Consider the following 25,180-nt stretch of genomic DNA (forward strand, 5'->3'; position numbering starts at 1 on the left):
AAGGTTTGGACAACTTTGTCTGGGGATCCTGTCGCTTTTAGTAATACAAGTGCTGTCGATATTTGTTCTTGTGTGTACCTCATAACATGTCAGGCATTACACAGTCCAACTTTTCGTCCGCATGCCCTTTGGAGAAGTGGAATTTAAATTTTCATTTTAGGGTCCACTGCGTTTATGAAGTATTAACTTGTGGTGAAACGTAAAATATGCTATGATTTGGATAGAGAATATGGCATGTGCAGAAGCACAGAAAGACAAATGAAAAAATCTGGCAGCCTATTGGGCATCATGTCCAGAGGCTGCTTTTTTTAATTAGAAATGATGTATATATAAATGAACAGGAACCTGCAAGGAAAAGGAGAAGTATGCCGGAGCAGAAAGAAATTTATGTTACAAAGATTAAAGTTAATAAAGTAAGACATTTACAAAATTTAGAAATTTCATTGTCTTCAAATGAAAAAAAACATTTGATTCTTACCGGAAAGAATGGGTCTGGAAAAACAAGTCTACTGGATGCGATCTCGGTTTTTTTAAATTCGGTGACAACATCGGATCAACCGATGGATGTAATCAAAACTGAAAAATTAGCGGAAAGCAATCTGAAATATGCATTAAACTCAGGGGCAGAAGAACATGATATTAGAAAACAGAAAAATACTTTAGCATATTGCAAAGAATTAATAAAAAAATCCACGGGTGGTCTTATGTTAAAGATGAATACGTCATTATATGATATAAAACCGTTATTTTCCGATGGAAAATTCGTAGTTTCGTATTATAAGGCGGACCGTATTTTTTCTGCCCAGATCCCTGAATATGTTGAAAAAGTCAACTTGAAAAAGGGATACAGAATTTCGGAGAATCCGAGACATGATTTCTTAAAATATTTGCTGGATCTAAAAATGACTCAGGCATTGGCCGCAAGCAATAATAAGCCTGAAAAAGCAGAAAGAATAAAGGAATGGTTTGACAAATTTCAGCAGCTTCTAAGAGATATATTTGAGAATGATACGGTGCGACTGATATTTGATGAAGATACATTCCGTTTTTCCATTGAAATGGATGGTCGGGAACCGTTTGACTTTAACACATTGTCAAGTGGATATGCAGCGGTTCTTGATATTGTGGTAGATTTGATCATTCGCATGGAAAGCCAGGGGAACAGAGTATTTGATTTCACTGTCCCAGGCATTGTTTTAATTGACGAGATAGAGACACATTTGCATCTGGAATTACAGAAAAAGATATTAGGGATGCTGACGACAATCTTCCCGAATGTACAGTTCATTGTGTCGACGCACTCGCCGTTTATTTTAAACAGTCTGGAAAATGCAGTGATTTATGATCTGGAAAAACATCTGTTGGTAGAAAATGGATTGGCCAATATTCCATATGAGGGAATTGTAGAAGGATATTTTGAGTCAGATTGTATGTCTGATAGTTTAAAGGAAAAATTTGAACAGTACAAATATCTGGCAACAAAGAAGCCCCTTACTGATGATGATCTTGAACAAATATCAAGACTGGAAATGTATCTGGATGAGATTCCGGATTATCTTGCACTGGGGATTACGACAGAATATCAACGCTTGAAGGCACAGCTGAGGAATAGAGAGGATATCTAATGGTAAAAGTACAACGAAGCTATCCAGCACCGGAATCACTTGAAATTGAAGCTCAGAAGCCAAATGGAAGCTATTCATGCGATGATGTTGTAGAAAGATTAAAGGATGATTTTCATAACAAGTGCTATATTTGCGAAATAGATCAGTTGCAGGATCCCCAGATTGAACATTTGTTACCGCATATGAATGGAAAATACGTACAACGGAAGTTTGACTGGAACAATCTTTTCTGGGCTTGCGGACATTGCAATAATGTAAAAAATCAGAAGAAATATCAGGATGGCATTATTGATTGCTGTAAGGAGGATCCAGAAGAAAGGCTGTCATTTGAACTGGAGAATGAAGAAGTAAAAGTTGAGGCAATCGACAAAGAGGATAAGAAGGCAATTTTGACAGCAGAGCTTATCATGGAAGTATTTAATCTTAAAAATACAGGTATGAGGGTCTATAAAAGTGAACATAGATACAAAGAGCTAAACCTTGAAATGAACATATTGTATGATGCTTTGGAAGAATTGAAAAAGTCTCCGAAATCAGCATTTTTATCCAGAAAAGTGCAGGCATTACTACGCAGGGAATCTAGGTTTGCAGCATTTAAAAGAAATTATATACGTGATAATAAAGGATATTATCCGGAATCGGAAAAGTGGTTAAAATAACAGATTTAACTTTCATTTTGGTGTGAACTTCCTCGATAATTAACTCTCGCTGTTCAGAGACGAGAGTTAATTATCGAGGAAGTTCACATACGGATCTGTTCCGTGATCAGTTCGATCTGCCGGTTGTTGTCAGAGAGTTGCGCATTGGCCTGGTTGAGCTGGGACTGGAGGGAACGAAGTTGATCCTGTAAAGAAGAAACGATCACAACAAGAGGTTTTTTGCCAAGGCCGTTTAACTGTTTATCGGATAACTGGATCATCCTCGGTCCATCATATCTGTTTTTGATAAGATCACTATAATGTGAACTCTGCATTTGAGTTCCACTAAAACCGATAATTCAAGGTGTTGCTTCATAAAAAGCAAGCAAATATGCGATGCCCTGAAAAGCAGTAAAAATTTTGATGAGATTATGACGTTTTTGAGCCCATGATGATTTTTAGTGTAACTTTTTTGCAGAGTTCACAGTAAAAGAGGAAAAATGTATAATATTAACAAATACGATATTGTATTTTTTAATTCTCCTATTTACCGGGTAAGTACGGACGATGGAGAAGATTACCTGCCTCCGTTGGGACAGGGATATATAGTTTCTAATTTATTACGTCAAGGGATTAGAGCATGCATTATAGATTGTGTGCAAGATCGGCTGGGGATAGAAGAAATAAGTGATTTGATAAATAACTCTAAAGTTTTAAATGTTGCTTTCAATGTCTTTTCAATCAATATGGATTTACTGAATTCTATAGTGGAGAAAGTTAAAAGAAAAGTGAACTTTTATATAGGTGGTAAAGCAGTCGAATATATTTGGAGAGAGATGAGCACATGGAATTGGGGAGAAAAAAGAGTTGTTTACATGATAGGGGAATGTGATTGGATATATTATGATATTTTGCAGGGAAAAAGTAAGGAAGCACCAATATATTCGTGCAATAATCAAAAAGCCTATCTTGTAACTCCAAAATCTGTGTATTACCCAAATGATCTAAACAAATGTATTTTAGATAGAAGCCTATTTAAGAACAGATACATCCAGAATCATTATGGGCGATTTGAAGGATGCATTATTACATCGAGAGGTTGCTGGTATAATTGTGCATTTTGTGGTGGATCCAGATATGCAAATCCAGAATTGACAGTTAGGACAAGTTCTGAAGCGAGTATTATAAGAGAAATAAATAATCTACTTGTGATAGATCCAGAAATTAATTCAATACGTATTCTGGATGACTTGTTTTTGAAAGATAGAAAAAGTATTCTAAAGGCAGTTGCCATATTCAAAAAATTCCCCAATATACATTGGAGATGTATGGCACATATAAATACATTCAAAAATACAAAGGATTTGCTCATTCCTTTAAAACAGTGTGGGTGTGATGAGATATTTATAGGAATAGAATCAGGAAGTCAGGTAATTAGAGAACGAATTCATAAATTGGGATCGGTTGAAGAAATTTTATCTATATGTGAAGAGATTTTAAGTGCGGGTATTGATATAAAAGGATATTTCATATGTGGTTTCCCACACGAAACGAAGAATCAAATGGATGAGACTGTATATCTAGCGCATCGACTTAAACAGATGTCATATAATAAAAGAGGAAAATTCCGAGCAACTGCTTTTCAATTTAGACCTTATCATGGAACAGAAATTTATGATAAACTTATAAAAGAAGAAATAAAAATGGGAGATTTTGAAATTGGAAATAATACCTCTTCGAAGAAACAATATAGTTTTGTAGCCGGAAACTTTTCGGAAGTTGAAGATGCGTATATAAAAAAATGTATTAATAATATAGTGGAGTGAATGGAAATGTCTTTTAAAATGGAAGAATGTCATAAATGTCCCTTATTTGGATTGCAACCCCCTTTGTTATCTAATGATAAGAAGGCAGATATAATGGTAATAGGTCTTTCAGCAAAAATACGGAAATTTGAAAATGAAGTCCCTTTAGATTCAAGGACACGAAGCGGAAAACTTATAGATGAATTGGAAAAACTATGTGCCAGATTAGGTTTGACAGTTTACAGGACCAATCTTGTAAAATGTGCACCAATTGACATGTATGGTAAATTACGTTATCCAAATCAAGAGGAAATTGAAGAATGTTTTTCCCGTGTAATAAGAGAAATTGAAGAGATATCTCCACGCGCTATAGTTTTATTAGGTGACAGGGTGAGAGAAACATTTGCGATAAAATGGAATATACAATTAAAAAAACCAGAAGAAGAGAAAATCCCGATATTGAGGTACGAGAATAAATGGATAGTTTCTATGTATCATCCATCATATTTAATGAGATCGAAAAATAGAAGCCAATTGCATATAGATCTTTTTAGAACAATCATATCAGAAATTTTCGGGGAATAATCAGATGAAAATTGCAGAATATTTATATTTATTGCCATTTATTATAATGTTGATCATTGTCTTTGTGAGCTGGTTTAGGGGCTCGGGGAATATTAAACGAACAATATTGTATACAGCATGGAGTATGGCTCTTTTTGCTCTAAATATGCCTAATTTTTTTGAGATTGTTGATGGATCCGAAATAAAATATTCGTGGTTAAAGTATTTATTTTCTATGGCTGAAAAATTAGGAATATTTTACTCGATCATATCAAATATAATATTAGCGATCATTGGTATTTATATTGGAAATTCCTGGGAAAAATCTCAAATGATAAGTGAGAAAGAAGTAAAAAAACGTTTTGATGATTTTACAAGTGATGCATCAGAACTAAAAATTATTGGAAAAGATTTGAATTTTCTTGGAGATGAAAACTATAATCAGCAGAGTGAAAATATTCGAAAACTAGGAGATAAAGCCAGACTATTATGTGAACAGACAGATGTCGATTCTTTAATTAAGCTTTATCATACGTTTATGGAAAGTGGTAATCAGATTCGATATTACACAATAAAAGAAGGAATTGCAAACCTAAAAGCACAAATTAAAATGGACACACGAACTAGAAACATTGGTTTGTTTGCTACGCGTATAGACTATTCATACACTAATAAAAGACAATTTGAACTAACCACCATTGACAGTGGATATCTATTACAGACTATAAGTAAAGAATTTGATCATGTGTTTTCAGAATCCTTGAATCCGGTTATAAAATGTATAGCATTGGATTTGGGAGGAGTATATTTTGATGGAGATATAGACGATTTTTATGAGTATATAAAAAAAGATTATGGTCTCGCAATACACAAAAATAAAGATGACAAATTGAACATAGACAATAAACTAATGCTTGGAGAAATATCTATAAAAGAATTTATTAAAGAAAAAACAAGTTCTAAGTATAAATGCAATAATCTTACGGAAGAAGACTGGGAAAATATCCTACATAAGTGGGGAAATATTTGGAAACCAAACGAACAAATGAAGAAGATTTTTGAGTATATTGGTGAAGAGGGAATCTATATTGTACCATTTTCGAATCTGGATATTGATAATGGAAATAAATATTTACGAGAACATTATCTCCCCTCATGTTGTACAGAGCATTTTTTCTCATATGAACAAAATTGTTCTAAGCCATCTAATGATGCATTTGAACAATACTTTGATTATGTAAAGAAAAAATTCAAAATAAACTACCCATTTCAAATATTATTGATTGACGATCAAGAGAAAAATATATCGAAGGCGCGAGAACATAATTGGGAATATATCAAATACATAACCCGAGTTGATAAAGTTACGGATTTGATATTTAAATTAAAGGAAAAAGGCATTCTTCCACAGAGTTTTAGTTTGAATTGATTTAATAAAAAATGTTAAGCGTTTTAGAAAAATTATGTATTTATTACACCGTAACCTTCGACATGTATTTGGCAGGAATTTACCTAAGAACCAGATAGGTGATTACAGGGAGAAGGTCATTGAATCTGCTAACTGATAATCGGTTTTGCAAATAATAATAGATATTAAGAAAGCTGCAGGAGGTGAAGAACACGTATGAAAATAAAAAAGCTGACCCTGAGTAATTTCATGGCTTTTGAAAACTTACAATTGGATTGGTCGGATAATATTAATGTTATCTGCGGAGAGAACAGTACCGGAAAGACAACATTACTGAAGGCGATGTATTCTCTTATTAAGCCTTTAAATGAAGTAAATCGTGAAAATTTGACAAAAGAGATGGAAGAGCAGTATTTTGTGAAAAAACTGCAGGGAGTTTTTCGACCGGATGAAATGAAACTGGGGCGTTTGGTGAGTCGAAAAAGAGGAAACAAGAGAACAGATTTTTCGGTGGATCTTGATAAAAAACAGAAAGTCTCGGCTGGATTTAGCCGTGGATAGGCGAATCATGCAGATATCAATATTATAAAAAGCAAATCTGCGGAGAAATATGAAGCGATTTACATTCCAACAAAAGAAATGATCTCTACGGTGGAACATTTCGTGACACTATATGAGGAGTATCATATTGACTTTGAGGAAATGTATTACGATCTTGCAAAACTTTTGGATCGTCCTCTTTCCAAGGGACCAAATACAAACGAGCAGAATCAGATTTTAAGCAGTCTGGAAGATATTATGAAAGGTAATATCGTGCAGAGAGATAAAAAGTTTTATTTTAAAATAAAAGGTGAAGGCGAATTTGAGATGGGATTGCTTTCTGATGGGTACAGAAAATTATCGATGATCATCTATATGATTCTGTCGGGGAGTCTGAACAGGAATACGATCTTATTCTGGGACGAGCCGGAGACAAATATGAATCCGAAAATGATCCGCCCGATCGTACAGGCATTGGTTGCTCTGGCTCAGATGGGGGTACAGGTTTTTGTATCAACACACGATTATTTTATTCAGCAGGAATTTAATATGGTTGCATCTTATCCAGAACTGAATCCATCGAAGCTGGATGTGCGCTTTTTATCTTTATACAGGGATGAAAAGACACATGATGTCCACTATGAGATGACTCATTCGGCTTCAGACCTTGCGCATAATGCGATTATGCAGGAGTTTGATGCGATGTACGACAGAGAACAGAGGATTATTTATGGTAATTAAAGAAGAAAGCGGATTGAAATTTGGTTTTCCCGAAAAAAGCATAGTGATCAAGTTTGATGATACGTTATTTTATCGAGATTATTTCAATAGATTTCCAGGATCAAAGGGTATCGATTTTGTTTCTGTAAGTCCGAATCAGATTGCATTTATAGAGGCGAAAAACTGCAGAGGCGATGAGGGTAATTGCAGATGGAGAATTGCACCGGATAACAAGAAAAAGGAAACAGCCAGTACAACTCTTGATCTTACAGGAAGAGATAGCCTGGATATTGAAGTAACACAGAAAGTAGCTATGACAATAGCTTCCATAATCGGAGCAAAGTCATTCGGGGATAAAAAAGATTGTCTGAGTGAATTTGACAAGTTTATCCAGTTTTTGTCATCTGAATCGTTTTCGGATGACTCAAAAAAGAAATATGTAATCTTGTTTCTGGAAGGAGATTTTGGAAGCAAAACGCGCAGCAAAAAGATGATCATGCAGTCATTACAGGACAGTATGAACCGGAAGCTGAGATGGTTCAATTGCAGAGTATCTGTTGTTGATTCTGATTCCTATGATCCTAGGGTGTTTCATATTACGAGCTGAGACGATAAGGCTTAGGTTATGAAGTATGTATACACGAATCAAATATTTTGGAAGGAGAAAAATACAATGTACGATTATTTAGTAGTAGGAGCAGGACTTTACGGCGCAGTATTTGCGCATGAGGCGAAGAAACATGGAAAATCTGTTTTAGTGATCGATAAGCGTCCGAATATTGCGGGAAATGTTTATACGGAGGATATCGAGAAGATCCATGTACATAAATATGGCGCACATATTTTCCATACCAATAACCGCAAGGTCTGGGAGTATGTGAATCAGTTTGCAGAATTCAATCGTTTTACAAATTCTCCGGTAGCAAATTATCATGGGGAGCTGTATTCGCTGCCGTTTAACATGTACACGTTTAATAAGATGTGGGGCGTTGTAACGCCGGAGGAAGCGGCTGCAAAGATCGAGGAGCAGAAGAAAGCGGCCGGGATCACGGAGCCGAAGAATCTCGAGGAGCAGGCGATCAGCCTTGTTGGAACTGATATTTATGAAAAGCTTGTAAAGGGCTATACCGAGAAGCAGTGGGGAAGACCGTGTTCGGAGCTTCCGTCGTTTATCATTAAGCGACTTCCGGTGCGTCTGACGTTTGATAATAACTATTTTAATGCGTTATATCAGGGAATCCCGATGGGCGGATATACGAAGATGGTCGCGAACATGCTTGACGGGATTGAGGTAAAGCTTGGTGTGGATTATCTGGCAGAGAAGGAAGCGTATGACGCGATGGCAGAGAAGGTGATCTACACGGGCGCGATCGATGCGTATTTTGACTTTAAGCTTGGCGCATTGGAATACCGTTCCGTCCGCTTTGAGACTGAGCTTCTTGATAAACCGAATTTCCAGGGCAATGCGGCTGTGAACTATACGGATGCGGATACTCCGTGGACGCGTATCATTGAGCACAAGTGGTTTGAGTTTGGAAAAGATGATGAAGGAAACGAGATCCCGAAGACGGTGATCAGCCGTGAGTACAGCTCCGAATGGAAGCCCGGAGATGAGCCGTATTACCCGGTCAATGATGAGAAGAATGGAAATCTCTATGCGGAGTACAAAAAGCTCGCAGAGGGCGAGCAGAAGGTCGTATTCGGTGGCCGTTTAGGTGAGTATAAGTATTATGATATGGATGCGGTGATCGCATCGGCGTTGGAGATGTGTGAGAAAATGCTGTAAATGGAAGGGGAATCTCCTGCCAGAGCATGTAGAAAAGTTTGCAATACAGAGCCGGTTCCGGGTGAGGGACCGGCTCTGTTGTTTAGGAGCTTCCTTTTCTTCATTGCGGGCTTTTGCATCGAAGACGCTATTGTGCTGACCGTCGGAAAATGATATAATCGGGATAACTGTCGTCGGACAGGGAATAAAAATTTGAAAGACAGGAAGATTTATATATGTGTGGAATTGTTGGATTTACAGGACATAGACAGGCGGCCCCGATCCTGCTTGAGGGACTTGCGAAATTAGAGTATCGCGGATATGACTCGGCGGGAATTGCGGTCCGCGACGGGGAGAAGGATGTGGAGATCGTCAAGGCGAAAGGCCGTCTCCGCGTTCTCGCAGAGAAGACAAATGATGGAATGGCGATGCATGGAACCTGCGGGATCGGTCATACGCGCTGGGCGACGCACGGGGAGCCGAGTGAGCTGAATGCACATCCGCATTGCAGCGATGACCGGAACGTCGTCGGCGTTCATAATGGAATTATCGAGAATTACCAGGAACTCCGGGAAAAGCTTCAGAATAAGGGATATACGTTTTATTCCGATACGGATACAGAGGTTGCGATCAAGCTGATCGACTACTATTATAAGAAATATGAGCATACTCCGGTGGATGCGATCAACCACGCGATGGTGCGGATCCGCGGTTCCTACGCGCTTGCAGTCATGTTCAAGGATTATCCGGAGGAGATCTACGCGGCGAGAAAGGACAGCCCGATGATCATCGGCGTGGCGGATGGCGAGTCGTTTGTCGCTTCGGATGTTCCGGCAATCTTAAAGTATACGAGAAGTGTTTATTATATCGGAAATATGGAGATGTGCCGTCTTCAGAAGGGGAAAGTGACCTTCTATAACCTTGACGGGGACGAGATCGAAAAAGATCTGGTGGAGATCCAGTGGGATGCCGAGGCGGCAGAGAAAGCCGGCTATGAGCACTTTATGATCAAGGAGATCCATGAGCAGCCGAAGGCGATCCGTGATACGATCAATTCTGTCGTGAAGGACGGAAAGATCGACTTGAGCGGAGTCGGGCTTTCAGAGGAAGAGATCGCAAAGCTTGGACAGATCTATATCGTGGCGTGCGGATCGGCTTACCATGTCGGCGTTGCGGCACAGTATGTGATCGAGGAACTGGCGCAGATCCCGGTCCGTGTGGAGCTCGCTTCGGAATTCCGGTATCGGAGACTCTTGTTTGCACCGAATTCCCTGGTGATCATCGTGAGCCAGTCCGGGGAGACGGCGGACAGTCTTGCGGCGCTGCGTGAGGCGAAGGCACATGGTGTGAAGACGTTGGCGATCGTCAACGTGGTCGGTTCCACGATCGCGCGTGAGGCGGATCATGTCTTCTATACACTTGCAGGTCCGGAGATCGCGGTTGCGACGACGAAGGCGTACAGCACACAGCTGATCGCCTCGTATCTTCTTGCAACAGAGTTTGCGCGTGTCCGCGGTGTGATCGATGAGGACCGGACGGCGGAGCTTCTTGCGGAGCTGCAGACAATCCCGGAGAAGATCGAAAAGCTTCTCGAGGACAAGGAGCGGATCCAGTGGTTTGCCGCAAAGCAGATGAATGCGCAGGATATGTTCTTTATCGGGCGCGGGCTTGACTATGCGGTCAGCATGGAAGGCAGCTTAAAGATGAAGGAGATCAGTTACATCCACTCTGAGGCGTATGCGGCCGGGGAGCTGAAACACGGGACGATCAGCCTGATTGAGCCGGGAACGCTTGTGATCGGCGTTCTGACGCAGCAGAATCTCTATGAGAAGACAGTCAGCAACATGGTCGAGTGCAAGAGCCGCGGGGCGTACCTGATGGCGCTCACGACGTATGGAAACTACAGCATCGAGGACAGCGCTGATTTCGTGATCTACATTCCGAAGACAGAGCCGTTATTTGCGGCGAGTCTGGCGGTGATCCCGCTGCAGCTGCTTGGATATTATGTATCTGTCGCAAAGGGTCTGGATGTGGATAAGCCTAGGAATCTGGCGAAGAGTGTGACGGTGGAGTAAGGAAAATAAAAAGTGTCGAGTCGTAAAGGATAACTTTTGACTTGGCACTTTTTTTAGTTTATCTGTTCAGCTTCTCAACAATTACATTACACCGTTTCTTGCAAAATGCAACCCCGTAAGCAAGAATCTCTTTCTGGTCAAAAAAATTCAACTTTTTTCATTTTTCCTGTCACATTTTCGATTTTCTTACGTTTATATTAATAGAACATGTTAAGGGAAAACGGATCCTGTCGGGAAGGGCGGGAGCCGGCGTCGGATATATGCGGAAAACGGCGTCGGGCAGCGGCTTTTCGTGAGGCGGGATAACGGGATCTTATGACATGATCAATAAGTTTGCGGGCGCTGTTCCGGGCTCAACACCCCATGAGACCGGGATACGGGTTTTTGATCAAATCGAAAGGCGATGGGGGTCCTGACAGACAACGAATGGAGGAGGAATACATATGATCGTATCAAACAAGTACACGAAAATTGAGCGTAATGGAATGTATTATATTATTCCATCGAGCGCTCCGGAATGCCCGCATTGTGGTGGAGCTATGACGGTCCGGGACAGTAAAAGAAGAAAGCTGATCCTGTCCGACGGGACGGTACAGATGTTTGTTCTGCGCCGGTACAAATGCAAGATATGCGGACGCATCCACCTGCATCTTCCTGATATTATGCTCCCGCATAAGCACTATGCGCGGGAGGCGATCATCGAGACGGTGAGAGGAGAGCGGAACTGTTCGGCGGAGCAGTCGACGATCTACCGCTGGAACCGGGAGAAACTGCAGCTGGAATGTCAGGTGCTTCAGATGGAGAAGGAAGCCGAAAAGGAGAGCCGGACGGAAGGTGAGCCTGGCTGCCGGTGCGCGGGCAATTAAGATAACAGGGAAAATGAAAAAGCGGCAGGTGCGGTGCCTGCAATTGTGTGATCAGTGAGTATGGTTGCCGGTCAGTCAGGAATGGCTGGCCGGCCGTTTTGATAATGTCGCCTTGTCCAAGTGTGGTAAATATATAGTCCAATTATGGACAATATACAAATAGTGTCAATGTATGGTATATAGATGATATCAGGAAAAGTGTTTGTTCGGCCTGTATCTGTTCGGCTGAAACGTGTGCCGGATTGCCGTGTGCGGAGGAGAAAATGGTAAGTTACAATCGCCTGTGGGAGACCATGGAAAAGAGAAAGATCAGTCAGTACCGGCTGATCAAGGAGTTTGGCTTAAGCTCCGGTCAGATGAGCCGTCTGAAAAAGAATACATATGTCTCTACACATACGCTGGAGACGCTCTGCAGGATCTTAGACTGCAGGATCGAGGATGTAATGGAAGTTTCCTTCGAGGACGAAAAGAGCGAAAAACAGGTTCACGGACGCTGATCTTTACCGGAAAATGATTCCGATAAAGACCAGCCGTTTTTAAACCTCTTTCTCGCCGGGCTCAAAATGAGATGCGTACGATGTCTGCGACACTGCAGTTTAAGATCCTGCACAGAGTTTCCAGAGTATGAGTGGAGATATGCTCATTCTTCCGGATACGCTGAAGCTGGCCGGAGCTGAAATGATAGCTGCGGACCAGGCGATACTGGCTGATGTGCTTTGATCTTAAGGTGTTCCAGAGTGGACTGTAATCGATCATGAGGAATGCCTCCTTTCCTTATATAATGCGGCGAAAGAGCCGCCATAGTAGAGAATAGAAGATATTGTCGGAAATTTGTGAAAATATAAGGAAAAAAGCCGGATTCTTTCGGATGTTGACAGGAATTGCAGACAACGACGGTGCTCAATGATACAAAGGAGGAAACAGTATGGTTAAATATACGAGATTATGGGAGACAATGCAGAGAAAAGGGATCAGCCAGTACCGCCTGATCAAGACATACGGGATCAGCAACGGTCAGTTGAACAGACTGCGGAAAAATTTATATATTTCAACTCATACCGTAGAAACTTTGTGCAGGATACTGGACTGCCGCGTTGAGGATGTGATGGAGATCGTGTTCGATGAGAATGAGGAGCCGCTGTGGTCTCCGGGACTGGAAGAGGAGCGGCAGAAGGAGAAAGAACTGGAAAGGAAAAAGAACAGACAGGGCTGAACGGATCTTGATGGGCGGTAATCTGCGGCTGGAAGATCCGACAGCCTGGATCAAAGCCATGGATTTTGTGAGAACGGAATTTTCAGGATGTGAGAAGACGCGGAAAATCGGTTGCTAATATTCTCTTTACCGGGTATACTGAATGAGATTAAAGATCATGGAGATAATGATTCAGCAGACCTATGCAGCGAATCCGGAAGATAGTTTTGCCGGGAAATCGTGAAGGCGCTGGAAAGTTACTCACAGAGAATATTGGAGGAACTTAAAATGGATACGATGACAGGACGCAATGTCGGAAAGACATGCCGGACCCATTACAGAGGAACTTTTAACGACGGTACACAGTTTGACTCTTCCTACGATCGTGGAGAGCCGCTGGAGTTCGTATGCGGTGCAGGCCAGATGATCAAAGGATTTGATGCGGCTGTCGCAGATATGGAAGTCGGCGAGATCAAAGAGATCCATCTGATGCCGGAGGAAGCTTACGGAATGCCGAATCCGAACGCGATCCTCACACTTGAGATCGCAAATCTCCCGGGTTCTGAGGACCTGGAAGTCGGCCAGAAGGTATACCTTACAAACCAGAGCGGCCAGCCGTTCCCGGTAACGGTTACCGCAAAAGATGAGAAGATGATCACTCTCGACGCGAACCATGAGATGGCAGGAAAAGAGCTGAACTTTAAGATCGAGCTGGTGGAAGTAAAATAAAAAAGTAAGATCGTGTGAAAGGGCTGTCGCATTAACGTGCGGCAGCTCATTTTGTATCCCCATTCCAGATCAGAAGGGAATTTCGATGAAACCGGCAGCCGAAAGCAGATTCCCAAGAAGCGTGAACCGGCTGCAGGTGGTCACGAGGAGACAGGAATTGACGAAAGACACAGACAGGTGTATACTTGCATATGCCACACAACTTGACATGTCAACATGATAATTGAGAAAAATTTTCATGTGTCAGGGAACGAACTTCTTTATTAAATTTTCAGGAGGACATCATGAATATCACACAAAAACAAAAGGGCATCCTCTTTATGATCCTGTCCGCACTTTCCTTTGCGTCCATGCAGGTGGTTGTCCGCATGAGCCGGGAAATTCCGACGATGGAGCAGATCTGCGTCCGCAATCTCTTCATCCTGATCGTTTCTTTCTTCATTATCCGGAAGAAACATGGTTCTTATTATGGTCCGAAAAAGTATCAGCCGTATCTCTTTGGCCGTTCGTTCTTCGGATTCCTTGGGCTGATTACCCTGTTCTACGCATCCAGCCATGCGGCGCAGGGCGATGTCACAGTGTTAAATAAGCTCTCTCCGATCTTCGTGACTCTGCTTGCAGCTGTGTTCATGAAGGAGAAGCTTTCCTCGATCCAGATCCCGGCGCTGGTCCTGTCTGTGCTCGGCGCATTCATCGTATTCCGTCCGAGCTTCCAGTCTGATCCGTTTCCGCTGATCGTTGCGCTCCTTTCCGCGATCACATCGGGAATTGCGTACACGTTTTTAGGGTATTTTAAAGGAAAAGTCGATGGAATTACCGTCATCATGCACTTTTCTACATTCAGCGTGTTTGGCTCCCTGCCGTTCGTGATCGGAAACTTTGTCATGCCGGATCTGCGCCAGTTCCTGCTCCTGATGCTGATCAGTCTCTTCGGCTCTTTCGGACAGGTATTTATCACATACGCATACCGTTTTGCTCCGGCATCCGAGATCAGTATCTACAATTATTCCGGAATCCTGTTCAGCATTCTTCTCGGAGCAGTGGTTCTCGGAGAGCCTGTAAAACATACCTCGATCCTTGGCGGCGCCCTGGTTGCGATCGCTTCCATTATGGTGTATATTTATGGAAACTCGAAAAAGAAAGAGGCGAAGTAAGTGGAGTCGGATGACAAGAAACTCTACACCCCGAAATATGTACAGATCGAAGATCATATTATAAGCGAGATCCGGAATGGCCGTCTGAAGACAGGTGACCGGATCCCATCGGAAGCGGAGCTTGTCCGGATGTTCGGGGTGAGCCGGATCACGGTCACGACCGCGATCAAAGAGCTTACCGCCCGCGGGATCCTCGTCCGCAGACAGGGAAAGGGGACCTTTGTAAGGAGGGACGACCCGGAAATTTCGGAAGAGACGGATGGTTTTTCGGCCGCGCAGGCTGGCTCCGCCGCTTCCGCATCGAGAACGATTGCTTTCGGCGGCGGGATACGGCTTGCTTCACCGGAAAAAGCGGAACAGAAACCGCACACGCTCCTGGAGAACAGGATCATCTCTGCGGATCCCGTTCTATGCCGGAAGCTCGGTCTTGACGCGGGAAGCTATGTCTACCAGATCGTCCGCTGTATCAAGGATGGCGGGAAGACTTCGGAGATGGATTTTACTTATATCCCGCTGTCTGTATGCGGCGGACACACCTTCGACTGTGCGGAATTATCGACCAGCCTGATCCATGATTATATCAGCCGGAATTTCCCGGAGAAGCCGACGGGCGTGGACATCTATCTTCAGCCGGAGCTCACGGGAGATATTGATGTCTCCATGATGACCGGAGAAGGGGATGGTCCTGCCGGAATGCCGCTTTTTTTCTGGGATACGGTCGTCCGCAGAGGAAAAAAGGTTCTCGCAGTCACGACAACCGCTTCAAAGCTTTATCAGGGGATGAAATTCCTGACGTTTGAGATCCCGGCGCTTCCTTAGCTTTCCATCTGCCGCCCGAGGAAACCGGCAGCTGTTGCCGCCAGGCGCAGTTCCGGATCTGAAAATTTTGCGCGCGGCTCCCGGCTCATGATAATGACGGCTCCGATGGCGTCGCCTTCGCAGATGATCGGTGTGATCACCTGGGCTGTGATGCTGTCCCCGTCATCGTCGGTTACAGGCGTGAAGTTTCGGTCCTCTTTTCCTGCCTGGATGACGGTGCGTTCCTGGATCACATGCTCCAGCGCCCGGCTGATCGGTTTTTGGAAAAAATCCTTTTTCGCTCCGCCCGCCGCCGCGACTACCTGGTCCCGGTCCGTGATGCATACGAGAAGCCCGGTCGACTGGGCCATCGCGTCCGCGTACTGACCTGCGAACGCGTTCAGTTCCATCATCGGTGAGTATTTTTTCAGAATGATCTCTCCCTCACGGTCGGTAAAGATCTCAAGCGGAGTTCCCTCCCGGAGACGCAGAGTCCGCCGGATTTCCTTTGGGACGACTACACGGCCGAGATCATCGATTCTTCTTACAATTCCAGTAGCTTTCATAACGTTTATTCCTCCTGCATATCACATACCATGTTTCCCATATTGTGTGCCTTATGGGTAGTATGTGGAAACAGGGTGAATTTATACATCGCAAAAATGAAAAAGAAATGAGGAAATCATCATGTATACGTTTGAAGATTTAAAGCAGATCATGAAGACGCTGCGTGCAGAGGACGGCTGTCCCTGGGACCGGGCGCAGGATCATGAGACGCTAAAAAAGCATCTCGTGGAGGAATGTGCGGAGGTGCTGGAGGCGATCGATAGCGGGGATACGGAAAATCTCTGTGAGGAGCTCGGGGATGTCCTGTTCCAGGTCATGTTCCACAGTGAGATCGAGGCGGAGCGCGGAAATTTCACCGTGGATGATGTGGTAAATGGGATCTGCGAGAAGATGATCCGCCGTCATCCGAGGATCTTCGGAGGTGAAATTCCGGAGGTCGAGGATGAGAAAGATCTCTGGGAAGCGATCAAAAAACAGGAACGGGAAATGAAGAAAAAAGCCGGAAAGCATTGACAAAATGCGGTTCCTGTGCATGTCCGGGAAGACGTGTGTACGGGAAGGGAAAAACGCTGAAAAACACGGTAAAATCGGGCAAAACTCCTTGACAAAGAATGCAGAAACATATATAAATGTAAGAGTGCAATGCAAAGGTCCTTCGGGCAGGCTTTGTCCGCGGGTTTTGAAATGAATTTTAGGAGGAAATAAAACAAATGAACAAGACAGAATTAATCGCAGCAGTTGCTGAGCAGGCAGAACTTTCCAAGAAAGATGCTGAGAAGGCACTGAAGGCTTTCACAGATGTTATTGCAGCAGAGTTAGTTAAAGGTGAGAAAGTACAGTTAGTTGGTTTCGGTACATTCGAAGTATCCGAGAGAGAAGCAAGAGAGGGAAGAAACCCGCTTACAGGTGAGAAGATCACAATCGCAGCTTCCAAGAACCCGAAATTCAAAGCTGGTAAGGCTTTAAAGGATATGGTAAACGCTTAATTCTGTTTTCGGAATGAACTGACTTATAAATTTGACCTGATCGCGACGGGTCATGTGAATCCCCTCTGTGATGCGAACGTGCGTTGCGGAGGGGTTATTGTTTCCGGGAAAACGTGTCCGCCCGGGGCGGGCAGCAGGAATTCTGGCGGCGGTATCGCCGCGAAAAGGAGCAGTTATGCGGTTAGACAAATATCTGAAAGTATCCCGTATCATCAAGCGGAGAACCGTGGCAAACGAGGCGTGCGACAGCGGTCGTGTCATGTTAAATGACAAGGTCGCGAGAGCCAGCGCGGAAGTGAAGGTCGGGGATGTGATCGAGGTCGCATTCGGAACAAAGGCCGTGAAGGTGCGTGTGACGAGTGTGCAGGAGACGATCCGCAAGGAAGATACGAAGGAAATGTTCGAATATATTTAATAAGGAACCTCACGGCGATAAGTCTGTGAGGTTTTCTTTATGCCCCGGGAAAAAGGCATCCCGGAGATCGCTGCCTGTGGGCATAAATTTTTATTCCCATCATATATATAAAAGAGAATGTACGCCGGCGCATTTTTGCGTCGGGCGTGGTCGCTTGCGGCAGATTTACATGCGGGAGGTGCTTTATGGAAGAGAATCCGGGAATGGCACATAAGATCGTTTTGAATAACCGGGATCAGGGAAATCTCACGGGGATCCTGGATGTGATCTCGTTCGATGAGAATACCATCGTGCTGGACACGGACATGGGACTTCTGACCATCAAGGGGAAAGACCTCCATGTGAACAGGCTGAGCCTGGAAAAGGGCGAGATCGACATTGAGGGCAGGACGGACAGCCTTGTGTACTCGGCGGGCGGCGGCACGAAGAGCGGGGGAAGCTTCTGGGCGAAACTGTTTAAATAATGGTAACGATTCAGTAGGTCTGCAGATTTACTGCGCTGACCGTAATAAAACATGGGGTGGAAGGCAAAAATCCCATCGGCGAAGCCGATGCGGAATGGATTTTTAATTGTGGAGGAATCGCAGAGTGAGCACATATCTTGCCATGGAAGTGAGACTTGTCTGGATGAGTTTCGTGCTGGGATGCATTCTGATGGCAAGCTATGATCTGTTAAGATGGTTCCGCTTTTTTGTTCCGCACGGGCTGGTCTGGACGGGGATCGAGGACTTTTTTTACTGGATCTGCGCAGCTGTCATGACCTTTCTTCTGCTGTTTTATGAGAACAGCGGGATCGTCCGTGCCTATGTGATCGCCTGCGTGTTTTTCGGCATGATCTTTTATGATAAAATCATCAGCAGGAATGTGTTCCACCTATTGAAAAAGCTGAAAAAATGGTATAAAATTAAAAGAAAGACTGCCTCAGAAAAGAGAAGAAACAGGCAGTCTGAAATGTAGAAATAAAAGGTCATTCCCGGAAACATGTGGGAGTGTGGAAAATCCACAGGAAAATGGATTGCCTGTCATGAATGTGAGCGTTCATGCACGGGAAACGGAATGGACCGGTTGATCAGGATAGAAGGCAAGATCAAGAAGGAAGCGAGGAGTCATGGGAGAAAACCGGAACAGACGGAACAAAAGAAGATCGAGAAACAGTCTGGGTAACCGGATGGCGCTGATCGGGATCACGGTGGTCGTAGGAAGCCTTGCTGTGGTTGTCCATATCGGCGGAACTTCCCTGAGAGAACGTGATCTGGAATACCAGGCGCGGGAACAGGCACTCGAGAAGACGTTGGCGAAGGAGGAGGCGCGAGCCGCCGAACTCGAAGAGTACCGTGTGTATGTCCAGACGAAACAGTATATCGAGAAAGTCGCAAAAGAAAAACTGGGACTTGTAAATAAGGATGAGATCCTTTTTAAAGCGGATGAATCCAACTGATGTTCATGGCGGATCATCTGAAAGACTTGTATGCCGCATCATCTGTAAAATGACAGTGGATGAATGTCTGGCTCAAATCAGCGCAGATGATGTCGTAAATTTTTAAAAACTGAATACGGGAATCCGACAAATATTTCCCGCCTGCCTGCATATAATAAAATGGCGTATTCCGCGTCGTTTGGCTGGTCATGGAGACCTGGATGGTCTTTCGTGACAGGGTACGCAGGTTAGGAGGGAATTTTTGTGTTTGGAGATCGGGAGATACATAGAAAGTTGTCCGGAGCCGGGGGATATGCGGCGGAAAGACTCGCGGAGATCTCGGATTCACTGGGGCAGCTCGCAAAGATCATGAAAAATTCCGGTGAAGATCCGGGACTTTCCAGAGAGGACGGGATCGCGGCGCTGGAATCGGCGGCATCAATGGTCTGTGGGAGCTGCGACAGGTGCGGCATGAAGCAGGAGGGCCTGGATGAACAGGACGGGGAACATTATTTCCTATATTATCTGCTCCGCGCATTCGAGAAAAAAGGTGCGCTGGAGTACCCGGACATGCCCAGGGAGTTTCTGGACAGGTGTCGGAAAAAGACGGATTATCTCAGAGAATTGAACCGGAGTCTCGGACGCTCCACGATGAATCTCGCCTGGAAGAACCGGTTCCTCGAGAGCCGGGACGCAGTCATGCTGCAGTTTGAGGAGATGGCGGGGATCCTCGGGGAGTTTTCCGGACAGATGGAGCAGGCGGCGGACGTGACGGAGACGCTGATCCCAGCGGTCCGGTCTGCATTCCGGAAACGCAGGATTGCATTGGAGGACATGCTGGTCCTGAAGTATGGGGACGGAAGACGGGAAGCATTCCTTACGGTGCGGACAGCAAACGGGCGCTGTGTAACTGTGAAGGACATGGCGGCGCTGTTCGGACAGGCTGCCGGAGCGGAGTTTGTCCCATCGCGGAACGGAAAGACGCTGGTCACAAGAAAAACTTCCACGGTGCGCCTGATCGAGAAAGGAAATTACCGGCTGTTGTTTGGAGCTGCGAGGACCCCGAAAGAGGGAGAAGAGGTCTCCGGCGACAACTATATGTTCCGGAACACACTCCCAGGGCAGGTTGCTTTGAGCCTCTCAGACGGAATGGGGAGCGGACCGGCGGCGGGAGCGGACAGCGGGCGGGTCATGGAGCTCGCGGAACAGCTTCTCGACACGGGATTCTCCGCGAGATCGACGCTGAAGCTGATCAATACGGTGCTTTTGCTGAGCGGGATGGGCGACCGGCCGGCGACGCTGGATCTGGGACTTGTAAATCTTTACACGGGCGTTCTGGAGATGATGAAACTCGGGGCGGCGGCGTCCTTTCTCCTGCCGGACCGGAGATCCGGCGGGGAGGCGGAGATCCTGGAGTCGGAGACGGTTCCAGCAGGAGTATTGAATCCCGTGGAGCCGGTGATGATATCGCGGAAACTCTGGGACGGGGACAAGATCATCCTGGTGAGCGACGGTGTTCTCGATGCGATGCCGGGGGCGGAAAAGGAGCAGACTTTCCGGGATTTCCTCGACGGGCTGCCCGACGCCGGTGTGCAGGAGACGGCGGAGATGATCCTGACGTTTGCGCTGTCGTTTGAGGGAGAGCCGCGTGATGACATGACGGTGCTGGTCGGCGGGATCTACGGGTGATACGCGGCGGGAAGAATTTGGAAATGGAAGCTGCCCTCAGAAGGCGGGTTTACTGATCTGAGCGTAAAAGCGCAGGTGAAAAACTTCATAGACCAGGTTGGAACAGGATGGATCCGTCGTATGATGAATGGTGAAAATCCGGGAAAGCTGAGGATGAAGAGATAGGATCAATGCGATAAAAGAAAAACGGAGAAAAAAATGAACGAAAAAATGAATGCAGGAATCGGTCGGTTCCGGCAGAAGGTTCTTGCCTTTATGAGAAAAAATCATATGACAGACCGGGGAGACAGGGCCCTGGCGGCGGTATCGGGCGGCGCGGATTCCGTCTGCCTGTTACTGCTTTTGTGTGAACTGGCAGCAGAACTTGGGATCCATGTCTTTGCGTTTCATATGAACCACGGGATCCGCGGCGCGGAGGCGGACCGGGATGAGCGGTTTGTGGAGAAACTCTGCGGGCGGATGGGGGTTCCGCTTACCGTGGTGCATGAGAAAGTAGGATCATATGCCGCGGATCACGGGTTGTCGACGGAGGAAGCCGGGCGGATCCTGCGCTACCGCCATCTGAAGGAGACGGCGGAAAAATACGGCTGTGCGAAGATCGCCGTCGCCCATCATGAGGACGATGATGCGGAGACGGTGCTCTTAAATCTCTTCCGCGGGAGCGGACTTCCCGGGCTCTCGGGAATCCGGCCGGTGAGAGAGGAGATCATCCGCCCATTATTATGCGTCTCCCGGAAAGAGATCGAGGAATACCTGACATCACGGGAACATTCCTGGTGTGAAGATTCCACAAATAAGGAGAATGATTACACAAGAAATAAGATCCGCAACGAGCTCCTGCCCTGGGTGACGGAGAATATCAACAGCCGGGCGGCGGAACATATCCTGGCGGTGTCGGAGTTTGCTGCCAAAGCGGATGCGTATTTCGAGGCGGAAGCGGAGCGGGTCTTAAGGGAAAGTGAGCGGAAGGAAAAGAGCCAAACCGGAAATTCTGTAAAGATCCGCACCGAAATCCTTGATCTCCAGCCCGAAATCTTAAAAACCTACATCATCCGCCGAATGATCTTAAATGCTGCCGGGAAGGCGAAAGACATCACGGAGCGTCACATCCGGCTGGTCATGGATCTTTCCGGTCCGGGCGGCGGCTGTATTGCGGACCTTCCGTATGGTCTGCAGGCGGTCCGCGGGTATGAGACATTGGAGATCCGGAAAGTGTGCCAGGTGGGAGAAAGAAGAGAGAAGACTGGGGACATTTCGGCCTATAAGTTCAGGAAAAATGCAGAGGACCTGGAATGCACAGAGGTGAAAATGGCAGGTCTGAAAACTTTATCCTGCGAAGCGCTTTTGGATACAGAAAAAAAGAAGATCGATCCGGAAGCGGGAGAGAGAAAGATCCTGCAGCTCGGTCCGACCATGATTCGCCTTCATGTCGCCCAACGGAAAAAAGAACTGGAAATTCCGAAAAACCAGTATACGAAATGGTTTGACTATGATAAAATAAAAGATGGATTATCCATACGATACAGGAAAAACGGGGATTATTTCACACTTTCCGGCGGAGGGAAAAAGAAGCTCGGAAGGTTTATGATCGATGAAAAGATCCCGGAAAAAGAGCGGGACCGAATTCCGGTCCTGGCGGACGGAGACCATATATTATGGGTGATCGGATACCGGATCAGTGATTATTATAAAATAACAGATGAGACTGAACGTGTCCTGGAGGCGGAGATGATCCTGCCTGACGGGGGAGACCGGTCGGAAGACGGCGGTGGGAGAGCAGGCATCTGGAATTGCAAAGGAGAAGACCATGGCTGATAAAATTCGTGTATTATTAAGTGAAGAAGAAGTAGACAAGCGGATCAAAGAGATCGCGGACCAGATCAATAAGGATTATGAAGGAAAAGAAGTTCACCTGATCTGCATCTTAAAGGGCGGCGTATTCTTTACCTGCGAGCTCGCAAAACGCCTGACCGTTCCGGTAACGCTTGACTTTATGTCCGTATCCAGCTACGGAAGCGGAACCCAATCTTCCGGCGTTGTAAAGATCGTAAAAGACTTAGATCAGCCGTTAGAGGGAAAGAATGTCCTGATCGTCGAAGATATTATCGATTCCGGACGGACTCTCGCATACCTGATCGATATCTTACACAAGAGAAATCCGAATTCCATCCACTTATGCACACTGCTCGACAAACCGGAGCGCCGTGTCAAGAAACAGGTGAAGGTTGATTACACCTGCTTTACGATCCCGGATGAGTTCGTTGTAGGCTATGGCCTCGATTATGACCAGAAATACCGCAACCTTCCGTTCATCGGCGTTGTGGAGCAGCAGTAAGGAGGCACCCCAAGTTGAAACAGAACCAGCAGTTCCGCGGACTTGGCCTTGTCCTGCTTGTGATCGCGCTCATCATGTTCGCGTCCAGCCTGACGAGCCAGGGGAGCTTATTCAGCCAGGAGATGACCCACCAGGAATTTATGGTGGCCGTCGAGAATAAGACGATCGAATCCGTGGAGATCAATCAGAACCAGCAGCCGCCGACAGGTACCCTGGATATCCTCTTAAAGAGCGGGGACCGGGTAACGGTTGCAGTATCCGATGTCAAGGACGCGGAAAAACTTCTCCAGGACAATTCCATCGACTACGTCGTTGAGAATGTCCCACAGGAGAACTACCTGATGTCTGTCATTATCCCGGTCGCTTTGAGCGCCGTCGTGATCATGTTCATGTTTATGTTCATGAACGCGAGAGTCGGCGGGGGCGGCGGCGGAAACTCCAAGATGATGAATTTTGGAAAGAGCCGCGCGAAGATGAGCCGGACGAATTCCGTGAATTTCTCCAAGGTCGCAGGACTCGAGGAGGAGAAGGAAGAATTGGAAGAGATCGTTGATTTCCTGAAAAATCCGAAGAAATATACGGATGTCGGTGCCAGGATCCCGAAGGGCGTGATCTTGGTAGGACCTCCGGGAACCGGTAAGACACTTCTCGCGAAGGCGGTTGCCGGTGAGGCAGGAGTTCCGTTCTTTTCGATCTCCGGATCAGATTTCGTCGAGATGTTCGTCGGCGTCGGCGCTTCCCGTGTACGCGATCTTTTTGAGGACGCGAAGAAAAACGCTCCGTGCATCGTCTTTATCGATGAGATCGATGCCGTTGCGAGACGCCGCGGTACCGGTATGGGCGGCGGACATGACGAGCGTGAGCAGACATTAAACCAGCTCCTCGTTGAGATGGATGGTTTCGGAGTCAATGAAGGAATTATCGTGATGGCGGCGACAAACCGCGTGGACATCCTGGATCCGGCGATCCTGCGTCCGGGCCGTTTCGACCGGAAAGTCGGAGTCGGAAAACCGGATATCCGCGGACGCGAGGAGATCTTAAAGGTCCACTCGAAGGAAAAACCGCTGGGCGACGATGTGAACTTAGAGAAAGTAGCACAGACGACGGCCGGATTTACCGGAGCAGATCTGGAAAACCTCTTAAACGAGGCTGCGATCCTTGCGGCAAAGCAGGCGCGCCGCTATATTCTCCAGGCTGATATCGAGCAGGCGTTCGTCAAAGTCGGTATCGGCGCGGAGAAGAAGAGCAAGGTGATCTCCGAGAAAGAAAAGAAGATCACAGCTTACCATGAGACAGGTCATGCAATCCTGTTCCATGAACTCCCGGATGTCGGACCGGTCCACACGATCTCCATCATCCCGACCGGAATGGGCGCGGCAGGATATACGATGCCGCTTCCTGAGAAGGACGAGATGTTCAACACAAAGAATAAGATGCTGGAGACCATTATGGTTTCTCTCGGCGGCCGGATCGCGGAGGAGATCATCTTCGGAGACGTGACGACGGGGGCATCCCAGGATATCAAGCAGGCATCTGCGATCGCCCGCGCGATGGTAACCCAGTACGGAATGTCTGAGAAGCTCGGAATGATCAACTACGGCAGCGACGATGACGAAGTCTTCATCGGAAGAGATCTGGCGCATACGAGATCTTACGGTGAGCGTGTTGCTTCCGATATCGACAGCGAGGTCAAGAGGATCATCGATGAGTGCTATGCGAAGGCGAAGGAGATCATCCTGGCACATGAGGACATCCTTCATAAGTGTGCCGCTCTTCTGATCGAAAAGGAAAAGATCGGACAGGAAGAGTTTGACAGCCTGTTCGTTGAGGGAACGGAGAAGACGGAGTTAGAGTAAGGTTTCGGATTTGCACCCCGACAGAAGATCTCACAA

General features: G+C 45.9%; 29 protein-coding genes. 26 read left to right on the forward strand and 3 right to left on the reverse strand.

The genetic code is table 11. From position 1 onward, the window contains the following. Positions 1 to 365: 365 nt before the first annotated feature. Complete coding sequence (locus V2546_RS09050; protein WP_329752117.1) at positions 366 to 1,625, forward strand: AAA family ATPase; 1,260 nt, start codon at positions 366 to 368, stop codon at positions 1,623 to 1,625. Then, positions 1,625 to 2,284 (forward strand): hypothetical protein, encoded by a 660-nt coding sequence (locus V2546_RS09055; protein ID WP_329752118.1) that lies wholly within the window; start codon positions 1,625 to 1,627, stop codon positions 2,282 to 2,284. Before V2546_RS09050 ends, V2546_RS09055 begins: the two co-directional genes overlap by 1 nt. A gap of 83 nt (positions 2,285 to 2,367) precedes the next feature. Here V2546_RS09055 and V2546_RS09060 read toward each other — a convergent pair whose 3' ends face one another. Continuing rightward, positions 2,368 to 2,544, reverse strand: coding sequence for a hypothetical protein (locus V2546_RS09060; RefSeq protein WP_329752119.1), 177 nt, complete (start codon positions 2,542 to 2,544; stop codon positions 2,368 to 2,370). Positions 2,545 to 2,763: 219 nt separating this feature from the next. Between V2546_RS09060 and V2546_RS09065 the strand changes: the two genes are divergently transcribed. The 10 genes from V2546_RS09065 to V2546_RS09110 all read left to right on the forward strand — a co-directional run bounded on the left by V2546_RS09065 (position 2,764) and on the right by V2546_RS09110 (position 12,503). Continuing rightward, positions 2,764 to 4,089, forward strand: coding sequence for a radical SAM protein (locus tag V2546_RS09065; protein WP_329752120.1), 1,326 nt, complete (start codon positions 2,764 to 2,766; stop codon positions 4,087 to 4,089). A 6-nt stretch (positions 4,090 to 4,095) separates the two neighbouring features. Then, complete coding sequence (locus V2546_RS09070) at positions 4,096 to 4,653, forward strand: uracil-DNA glycosylase family protein (protein WP_329752121.1); 558 nt, start codon at positions 4,096 to 4,098, stop codon at positions 4,651 to 4,653. Positions 4,654 to 4,657: 4 nt separating this feature from the next. Then, complete coding sequence (locus V2546_RS09075) at positions 4,658 to 6,061, forward strand: hypothetical protein (protein ID WP_329752122.1); 1,404 nt, start codon at positions 4,658 to 4,660, stop codon at positions 6,059 to 6,061. Positions 6,062 to 6,256: 195 nt separating this feature from the next. Further along, positions 6,257 to 6,601: an AAA family ATPase gene (locus V2546_RS09080; protein ID WP_329752123.1), complete on the forward strand. Its 345-nt coding sequence runs from the start codon at positions 6,257 to 6,259 to the stop codon at positions 6,599 to 6,601. Positions 6,602 to 6,703: 102 nt separating this feature from the next. Then, complete coding sequence (locus V2546_RS09085; protein ID WP_329752124.1) at positions 6,704 to 7,321, forward strand: AAA family ATPase; 618 nt, start codon at positions 6,704 to 6,706, stop codon at positions 7,319 to 7,321. Beyond that, positions 7,311 to 7,907, forward strand: a complete 597-nt coding sequence (locus V2546_RS09090) for a DUF6661 family protein (RefSeq protein ID WP_329752125.1) — start codon at positions 7,311 to 7,313, stop codon at positions 7,905 to 7,907. Before V2546_RS09085 ends, V2546_RS09090 begins: the two co-directional genes overlap by 11 nt. Positions 7,908 to 7,973: 66 nt before the next feature. Further along, positions 7,974 to 9,086 (forward strand): UDP-galactopyranose mutase, encoded by a 1,113-nt coding sequence (gene glf, locus V2546_RS09095; RefSeq protein ID WP_329752126.1) that lies wholly within the window; start codon positions 7,974 to 7,976, stop codon positions 9,084 to 9,086. 215 nt (positions 9,087 to 9,301) lie between these two features. Then, positions 9,302 to 11,140: a glutamine--fructose-6-phosphate transaminase (isomerizing) gene (gene glmS / locus V2546_RS09100; protein WP_329752127.1), complete on the forward strand. Its 1,839-nt coding sequence runs from the start codon at positions 9,302 to 9,304 to the stop codon at positions 11,138 to 11,140. 443 nt (positions 11,141 to 11,583) lie between these two features. Continuing rightward, positions 11,584 to 12,006, forward strand: a complete 423-nt coding sequence (locus V2546_RS09105; protein WP_215702187.1) for a DUF6431 domain-containing protein — start codon at positions 11,584 to 11,586, stop codon at positions 12,004 to 12,006. A gap of 263 nt (positions 12,007 to 12,269) precedes the next feature. Continuing rightward, positions 12,270 to 12,503, forward strand: coding sequence for a helix-turn-helix domain-containing protein (locus V2546_RS09110; RefSeq protein WP_118530298.1), 234 nt, complete (start codon positions 12,270 to 12,272; stop codon positions 12,501 to 12,503). 61 nt (positions 12,504 to 12,564) lie between these two features. Here the strand turns inward: V2546_RS09110 and V2546_RS09115 are convergent, their stop codons facing one another. Further along, positions 12,565 to 12,762 carry a helix-turn-helix domain-containing protein gene (locus tag V2546_RS09115; RefSeq protein WP_118298333.1) on the reverse strand — a complete coding sequence of 66 codons (198 nt, stop codon included), beginning with the start codon at positions 12,760 to 12,762 and terminating at the stop codon, positions 12,565 to 12,567. Positions 12,763 to 12,931: 169 nt separating this feature from the next. On the opposite strand from V2546_RS09115, the gene V2546_RS09120 reads away from it, so the two are divergent. From V2546_RS09120 to V2546_RS09135, 4 genes are all read left to right on the forward strand, one after another. Then, a complete protein-coding gene (locus V2546_RS09120; RefSeq protein ID WP_118530296.1) occupies positions 12,932 to 13,219 on the forward strand; it encodes a helix-turn-helix domain-containing protein in 288 nt (95 codons plus the stop codon). A 267-nt stretch (positions 13,220 to 13,486) separates the two neighbouring features. Further along, entirely contained in the window at positions 13,487 to 13,927 is a 441-nt protein-coding gene (locus V2546_RS09125) for an FKBP-type peptidyl-prolyl cis-trans isomerase (protein ID WP_243016271.1), read from the forward strand. 284 nt (positions 13,928 to 14,211) lie between these two features. Further along, positions 14,212 to 15,081 (forward strand): DMT family transporter, encoded by an 870-nt coding sequence (locus V2546_RS09130; RefSeq protein WP_215702186.1) that lies wholly within the window; start codon positions 14,212 to 14,214, stop codon positions 15,079 to 15,081. Continuing rightward, positions 15,082 to 15,900 (forward strand): GntR family transcriptional regulator, encoded by an 819-nt coding sequence (locus tag V2546_RS09135; RefSeq protein WP_329752128.1) that lies wholly within the window; start codon positions 15,082 to 15,084, stop codon positions 15,898 to 15,900. On the opposite strand, the gene spoVT is transcribed toward V2546_RS09135, so the two are convergent. Then, positions 15,897 to 16,445 (reverse strand): stage V sporulation protein T, encoded by a 549-nt coding sequence (spoVT, locus tag V2546_RS09140; RefSeq protein WP_118322305.1) that lies wholly within the window; start codon positions 16,443 to 16,445, stop codon positions 15,897 to 15,899. The genes V2546_RS09135 and spoVT overlap by 4 nt on opposite strands. A 121-nt stretch (positions 16,446 to 16,566) precedes the next feature. Between spoVT and V2546_RS09145 the strand changes: the two genes are divergently transcribed. From V2546_RS09145 to ftsH, 10 genes are all read left to right on the forward strand, one after another. Further along, entirely contained in the window at positions 16,567 to 16,959 is a 393-nt protein-coding gene (locus V2546_RS09145) for a MazG nucleotide pyrophosphohydrolase domain-containing protein (protein ID WP_118298328.1), read from the forward strand. Between the two features lie 197 nt (positions 16,960 to 17,156). Further along, positions 17,157 to 17,432 carry an HU family DNA-binding protein gene (locus V2546_RS09150; RefSeq protein WP_015552342.1) on the forward strand — a complete coding sequence of 92 codons (276 nt, stop codon included), beginning with the start codon at positions 17,157 to 17,159 and terminating at the stop codon, positions 17,430 to 17,432. Between the two features lie 175 nt (positions 17,433 to 17,607). After that, positions 17,608 to 17,847: an RNA-binding S4 domain-containing protein gene (locus tag V2546_RS09155; protein ID WP_118298407.1), complete on the forward strand. Its 240-nt coding sequence runs from the start codon at positions 17,608 to 17,610 to the stop codon at positions 17,845 to 17,847. 185 nt (positions 17,848 to 18,032) lie between these two features. Next, positions 18,033 to 18,311, forward strand: a complete 279-nt coding sequence (gene yabP, locus V2546_RS09160) for a sporulation protein YabP (RefSeq protein WP_118298327.1) — start codon at positions 18,033 to 18,035, stop codon at positions 18,309 to 18,311. 124 nt (positions 18,312 to 18,435) lie between these two features. After that, the gene (gene yabQ, locus V2546_RS09165) at positions 18,436 to 18,804 is read left to right on the forward strand and encodes a spore cortex biosynthesis protein YabQ (protein ID WP_243106524.1); all 369 of its coding nucleotides are present in this window, start codon (positions 18,436 to 18,438) and stop codon (positions 18,802 to 18,804) included. A gap of 151 nt (positions 18,805 to 18,955) precedes the next feature. After that, a complete protein-coding gene (locus V2546_RS09170) occupies positions 18,956 to 19,285 on the forward strand; it encodes a septum formation initiator family protein (RefSeq protein WP_118298325.1) in 330 nt (109 codons plus the stop codon). 243 nt (positions 19,286 to 19,528) lie between these two features. After that, positions 19,529 to 20,953, forward strand: coding sequence for a SpoIIE family protein phosphatase (locus tag V2546_RS09175; protein ID WP_329752129.1), 1,425 nt, complete (start codon positions 19,529 to 19,531; stop codon positions 20,951 to 20,953). A 198-nt stretch (positions 20,954 to 21,151) separates the two neighbouring features. Then, positions 21,152 to 22,768: a tRNA lysidine(34) synthetase TilS gene (gene tilS, locus V2546_RS09180; protein ID WP_329752130.1), complete on the forward strand. Its 1,617-nt coding sequence runs from the start codon at positions 21,152 to 21,154 to the stop codon at positions 22,766 to 22,768. Further along, entirely contained in the window at positions 22,761 to 23,288 is a 528-nt protein-coding gene (gene hpt, locus V2546_RS09185) for a hypoxanthine phosphoribosyltransferase (RefSeq protein WP_118298322.1), read from the forward strand. The genes tilS and hpt overlap by 8 nt, the downstream gene beginning before the upstream one ends. Before the next feature lie 14 nt (positions 23,289 to 23,302). Continuing rightward, positions 23,303 to 25,144: an ATP-dependent zinc metalloprotease FtsH gene (ftsH, locus tag V2546_RS09190; protein WP_329752131.1), complete on the forward strand. Its 1,842-nt coding sequence runs from the start codon at positions 23,303 to 23,305 to the stop codon at positions 25,142 to 25,144. Positions 25,145 to 25,180: the final 36 nt, after the last annotated feature.

It is taken from the genome of Clostridium sp. CM74B_53, from assembly GCF_036318045.1.
Lineage (GTDB): Bacteria > Bacillota > Clostridia > Lachnospirales > Lachnospiraceae > Pilosibacter.

What these genes read in the sequence shown, in the direction of transcription:
- V2546_RS09050 (WP_329752117.1), top strand. Translation starts at nt 366, where the DNA reads ATGCCGGAGCAGAAAGAAATTTATGTTACAAAGATTAAAGTTAATAAA.
- V2546_RS09055 (WP_329752118.1), top strand. Translation starts at nt 1,625, where the DNA reads ATGGTAAAAGTACAACGAAGCTATCCAGCACCGGAATCACTTGAAATT.
- V2546_RS09060 (WP_329752119.1), bottom strand. Translation starts at nt 2,544, where the DNA reads ATGATCCAGTTATCCGATAAACAGTTAAACGGCCTTGGCAAAAAACCT.
- V2546_RS09065 (WP_329752120.1), top strand. Translation starts at nt 2,764, where the DNA reads ATGTATAATATTAACAAATACGATATTGTATTTTTTAATTCTCCTATT.
- V2546_RS09070 (WP_329752121.1), top strand. Translation starts at nt 4,096, where the DNA reads ATGTCTTTTAAAATGGAAGAATGTCATAAATGTCCCTTATTTGGATTG.
- V2546_RS09075 (WP_329752122.1), top strand. Translation starts at nt 4,658, where the DNA reads ATGAAAATTGCAGAATATTTATATTTATTGCCATTTATTATAATGTTG.
- V2546_RS09080 (WP_329752123.1), top strand. Translation starts at nt 6,257, where the DNA reads ATGAAAATAAAAAAGCTGACCCTGAGTAATTTCATGGCTTTTGAAAAC.
- V2546_RS09090 (WP_329752125.1), top strand. Translation starts at nt 7,311, where the DNA reads ATGGTAATTAAAGAAGAAAGCGGATTGAAATTTGGTTTTCCCGAAAAA.
- glf (WP_329752126.1), top strand. Translation starts at nt 7,974, where the DNA reads ATGTACGATTATTTAGTAGTAGGAGCAGGACTTTACGGCGCAGTATTT.
- glmS (WP_329752127.1), top strand. Translation starts at nt 9,302, where the DNA reads ATGTGTGGAATTGTTGGATTTACAGGACATAGACAGGCGGCCCCGATC.
- V2546_RS09105 (WP_215702187.1), top strand. Translation starts at nt 11,584, where the DNA reads ATGATCGTATCAAACAAGTACACGAAAATTGAGCGTAATGGAATGTAT.
- V2546_RS09110 (WP_118530298.1), top strand. Translation starts at nt 12,270, where the DNA reads ATGGTAAGTTACAATCGCCTGTGGGAGACCATGGAAAAGAGAAAGATC.
- V2546_RS09115 (WP_118298333.1), bottom strand. Translation starts at nt 12,762, where the DNA reads ATGATCGATTACAGTCCACTCTGGAACACCTTAAGATCAAAGCACATC.
- V2546_RS09120 (WP_118530296.1), top strand. Translation starts at nt 12,932, where the DNA reads ATGGTTAAATATACGAGATTATGGGAGACAATGCAGAGAAAAGGGATC.
- V2546_RS09125 (WP_243016271.1), top strand. Translation starts at nt 13,487, where the DNA reads ATGGATACGATGACAGGACGCAATGTCGGAAAGACATGCCGGACCCAT.
- V2546_RS09130 (WP_215702186.1), top strand. Translation starts at nt 14,212, where the DNA reads ATGAATATCACACAAAAACAAAAGGGCATCCTCTTTATGATCCTGTCC.
- spoVT (WP_118322305.1), bottom strand. Translation starts at nt 16,445, where the DNA reads ATGAAAGCTACTGGAATTGTAAGAAGAATCGATGATCTCGGCCGTGTA.
- V2546_RS09145 (WP_118298328.1), top strand. Translation starts at nt 16,567, where the DNA reads ATGTATACGTTTGAAGATTTAAAGCAGATCATGAAGACGCTGCGTGCA.
- V2546_RS09150 (WP_015552342.1), top strand. Translation starts at nt 17,157, where the DNA reads ATGAACAAGACAGAATTAATCGCAGCAGTTGCTGAGCAGGCAGAACTT.
- V2546_RS09155 (WP_118298407.1), top strand. Translation starts at nt 17,608, where the DNA reads ATGCGGTTAGACAAATATCTGAAAGTATCCCGTATCATCAAGCGGAGA.
- yabP (WP_118298327.1), top strand. Translation starts at nt 18,033, where the DNA reads ATGGAAGAGAATCCGGGAATGGCACATAAGATCGTTTTGAATAACCGG.
- V2546_RS09170 (WP_118298325.1), top strand. Translation starts at nt 18,956, where the DNA reads ATGGGAGAAAACCGGAACAGACGGAACAAAAGAAGATCGAGAAACAGT.
- tilS (WP_329752130.1), top strand. Translation starts at nt 21,152, where the DNA reads ATGAACGAAAAAATGAATGCAGGAATCGGTCGGTTCCGGCAGAAGGTT.
- hpt (WP_118298322.1), top strand. Translation starts at nt 22,761, where the DNA reads ATGGCTGATAAAATTCGTGTATTATTAAGTGAAGAAGAAGTAGACAAG.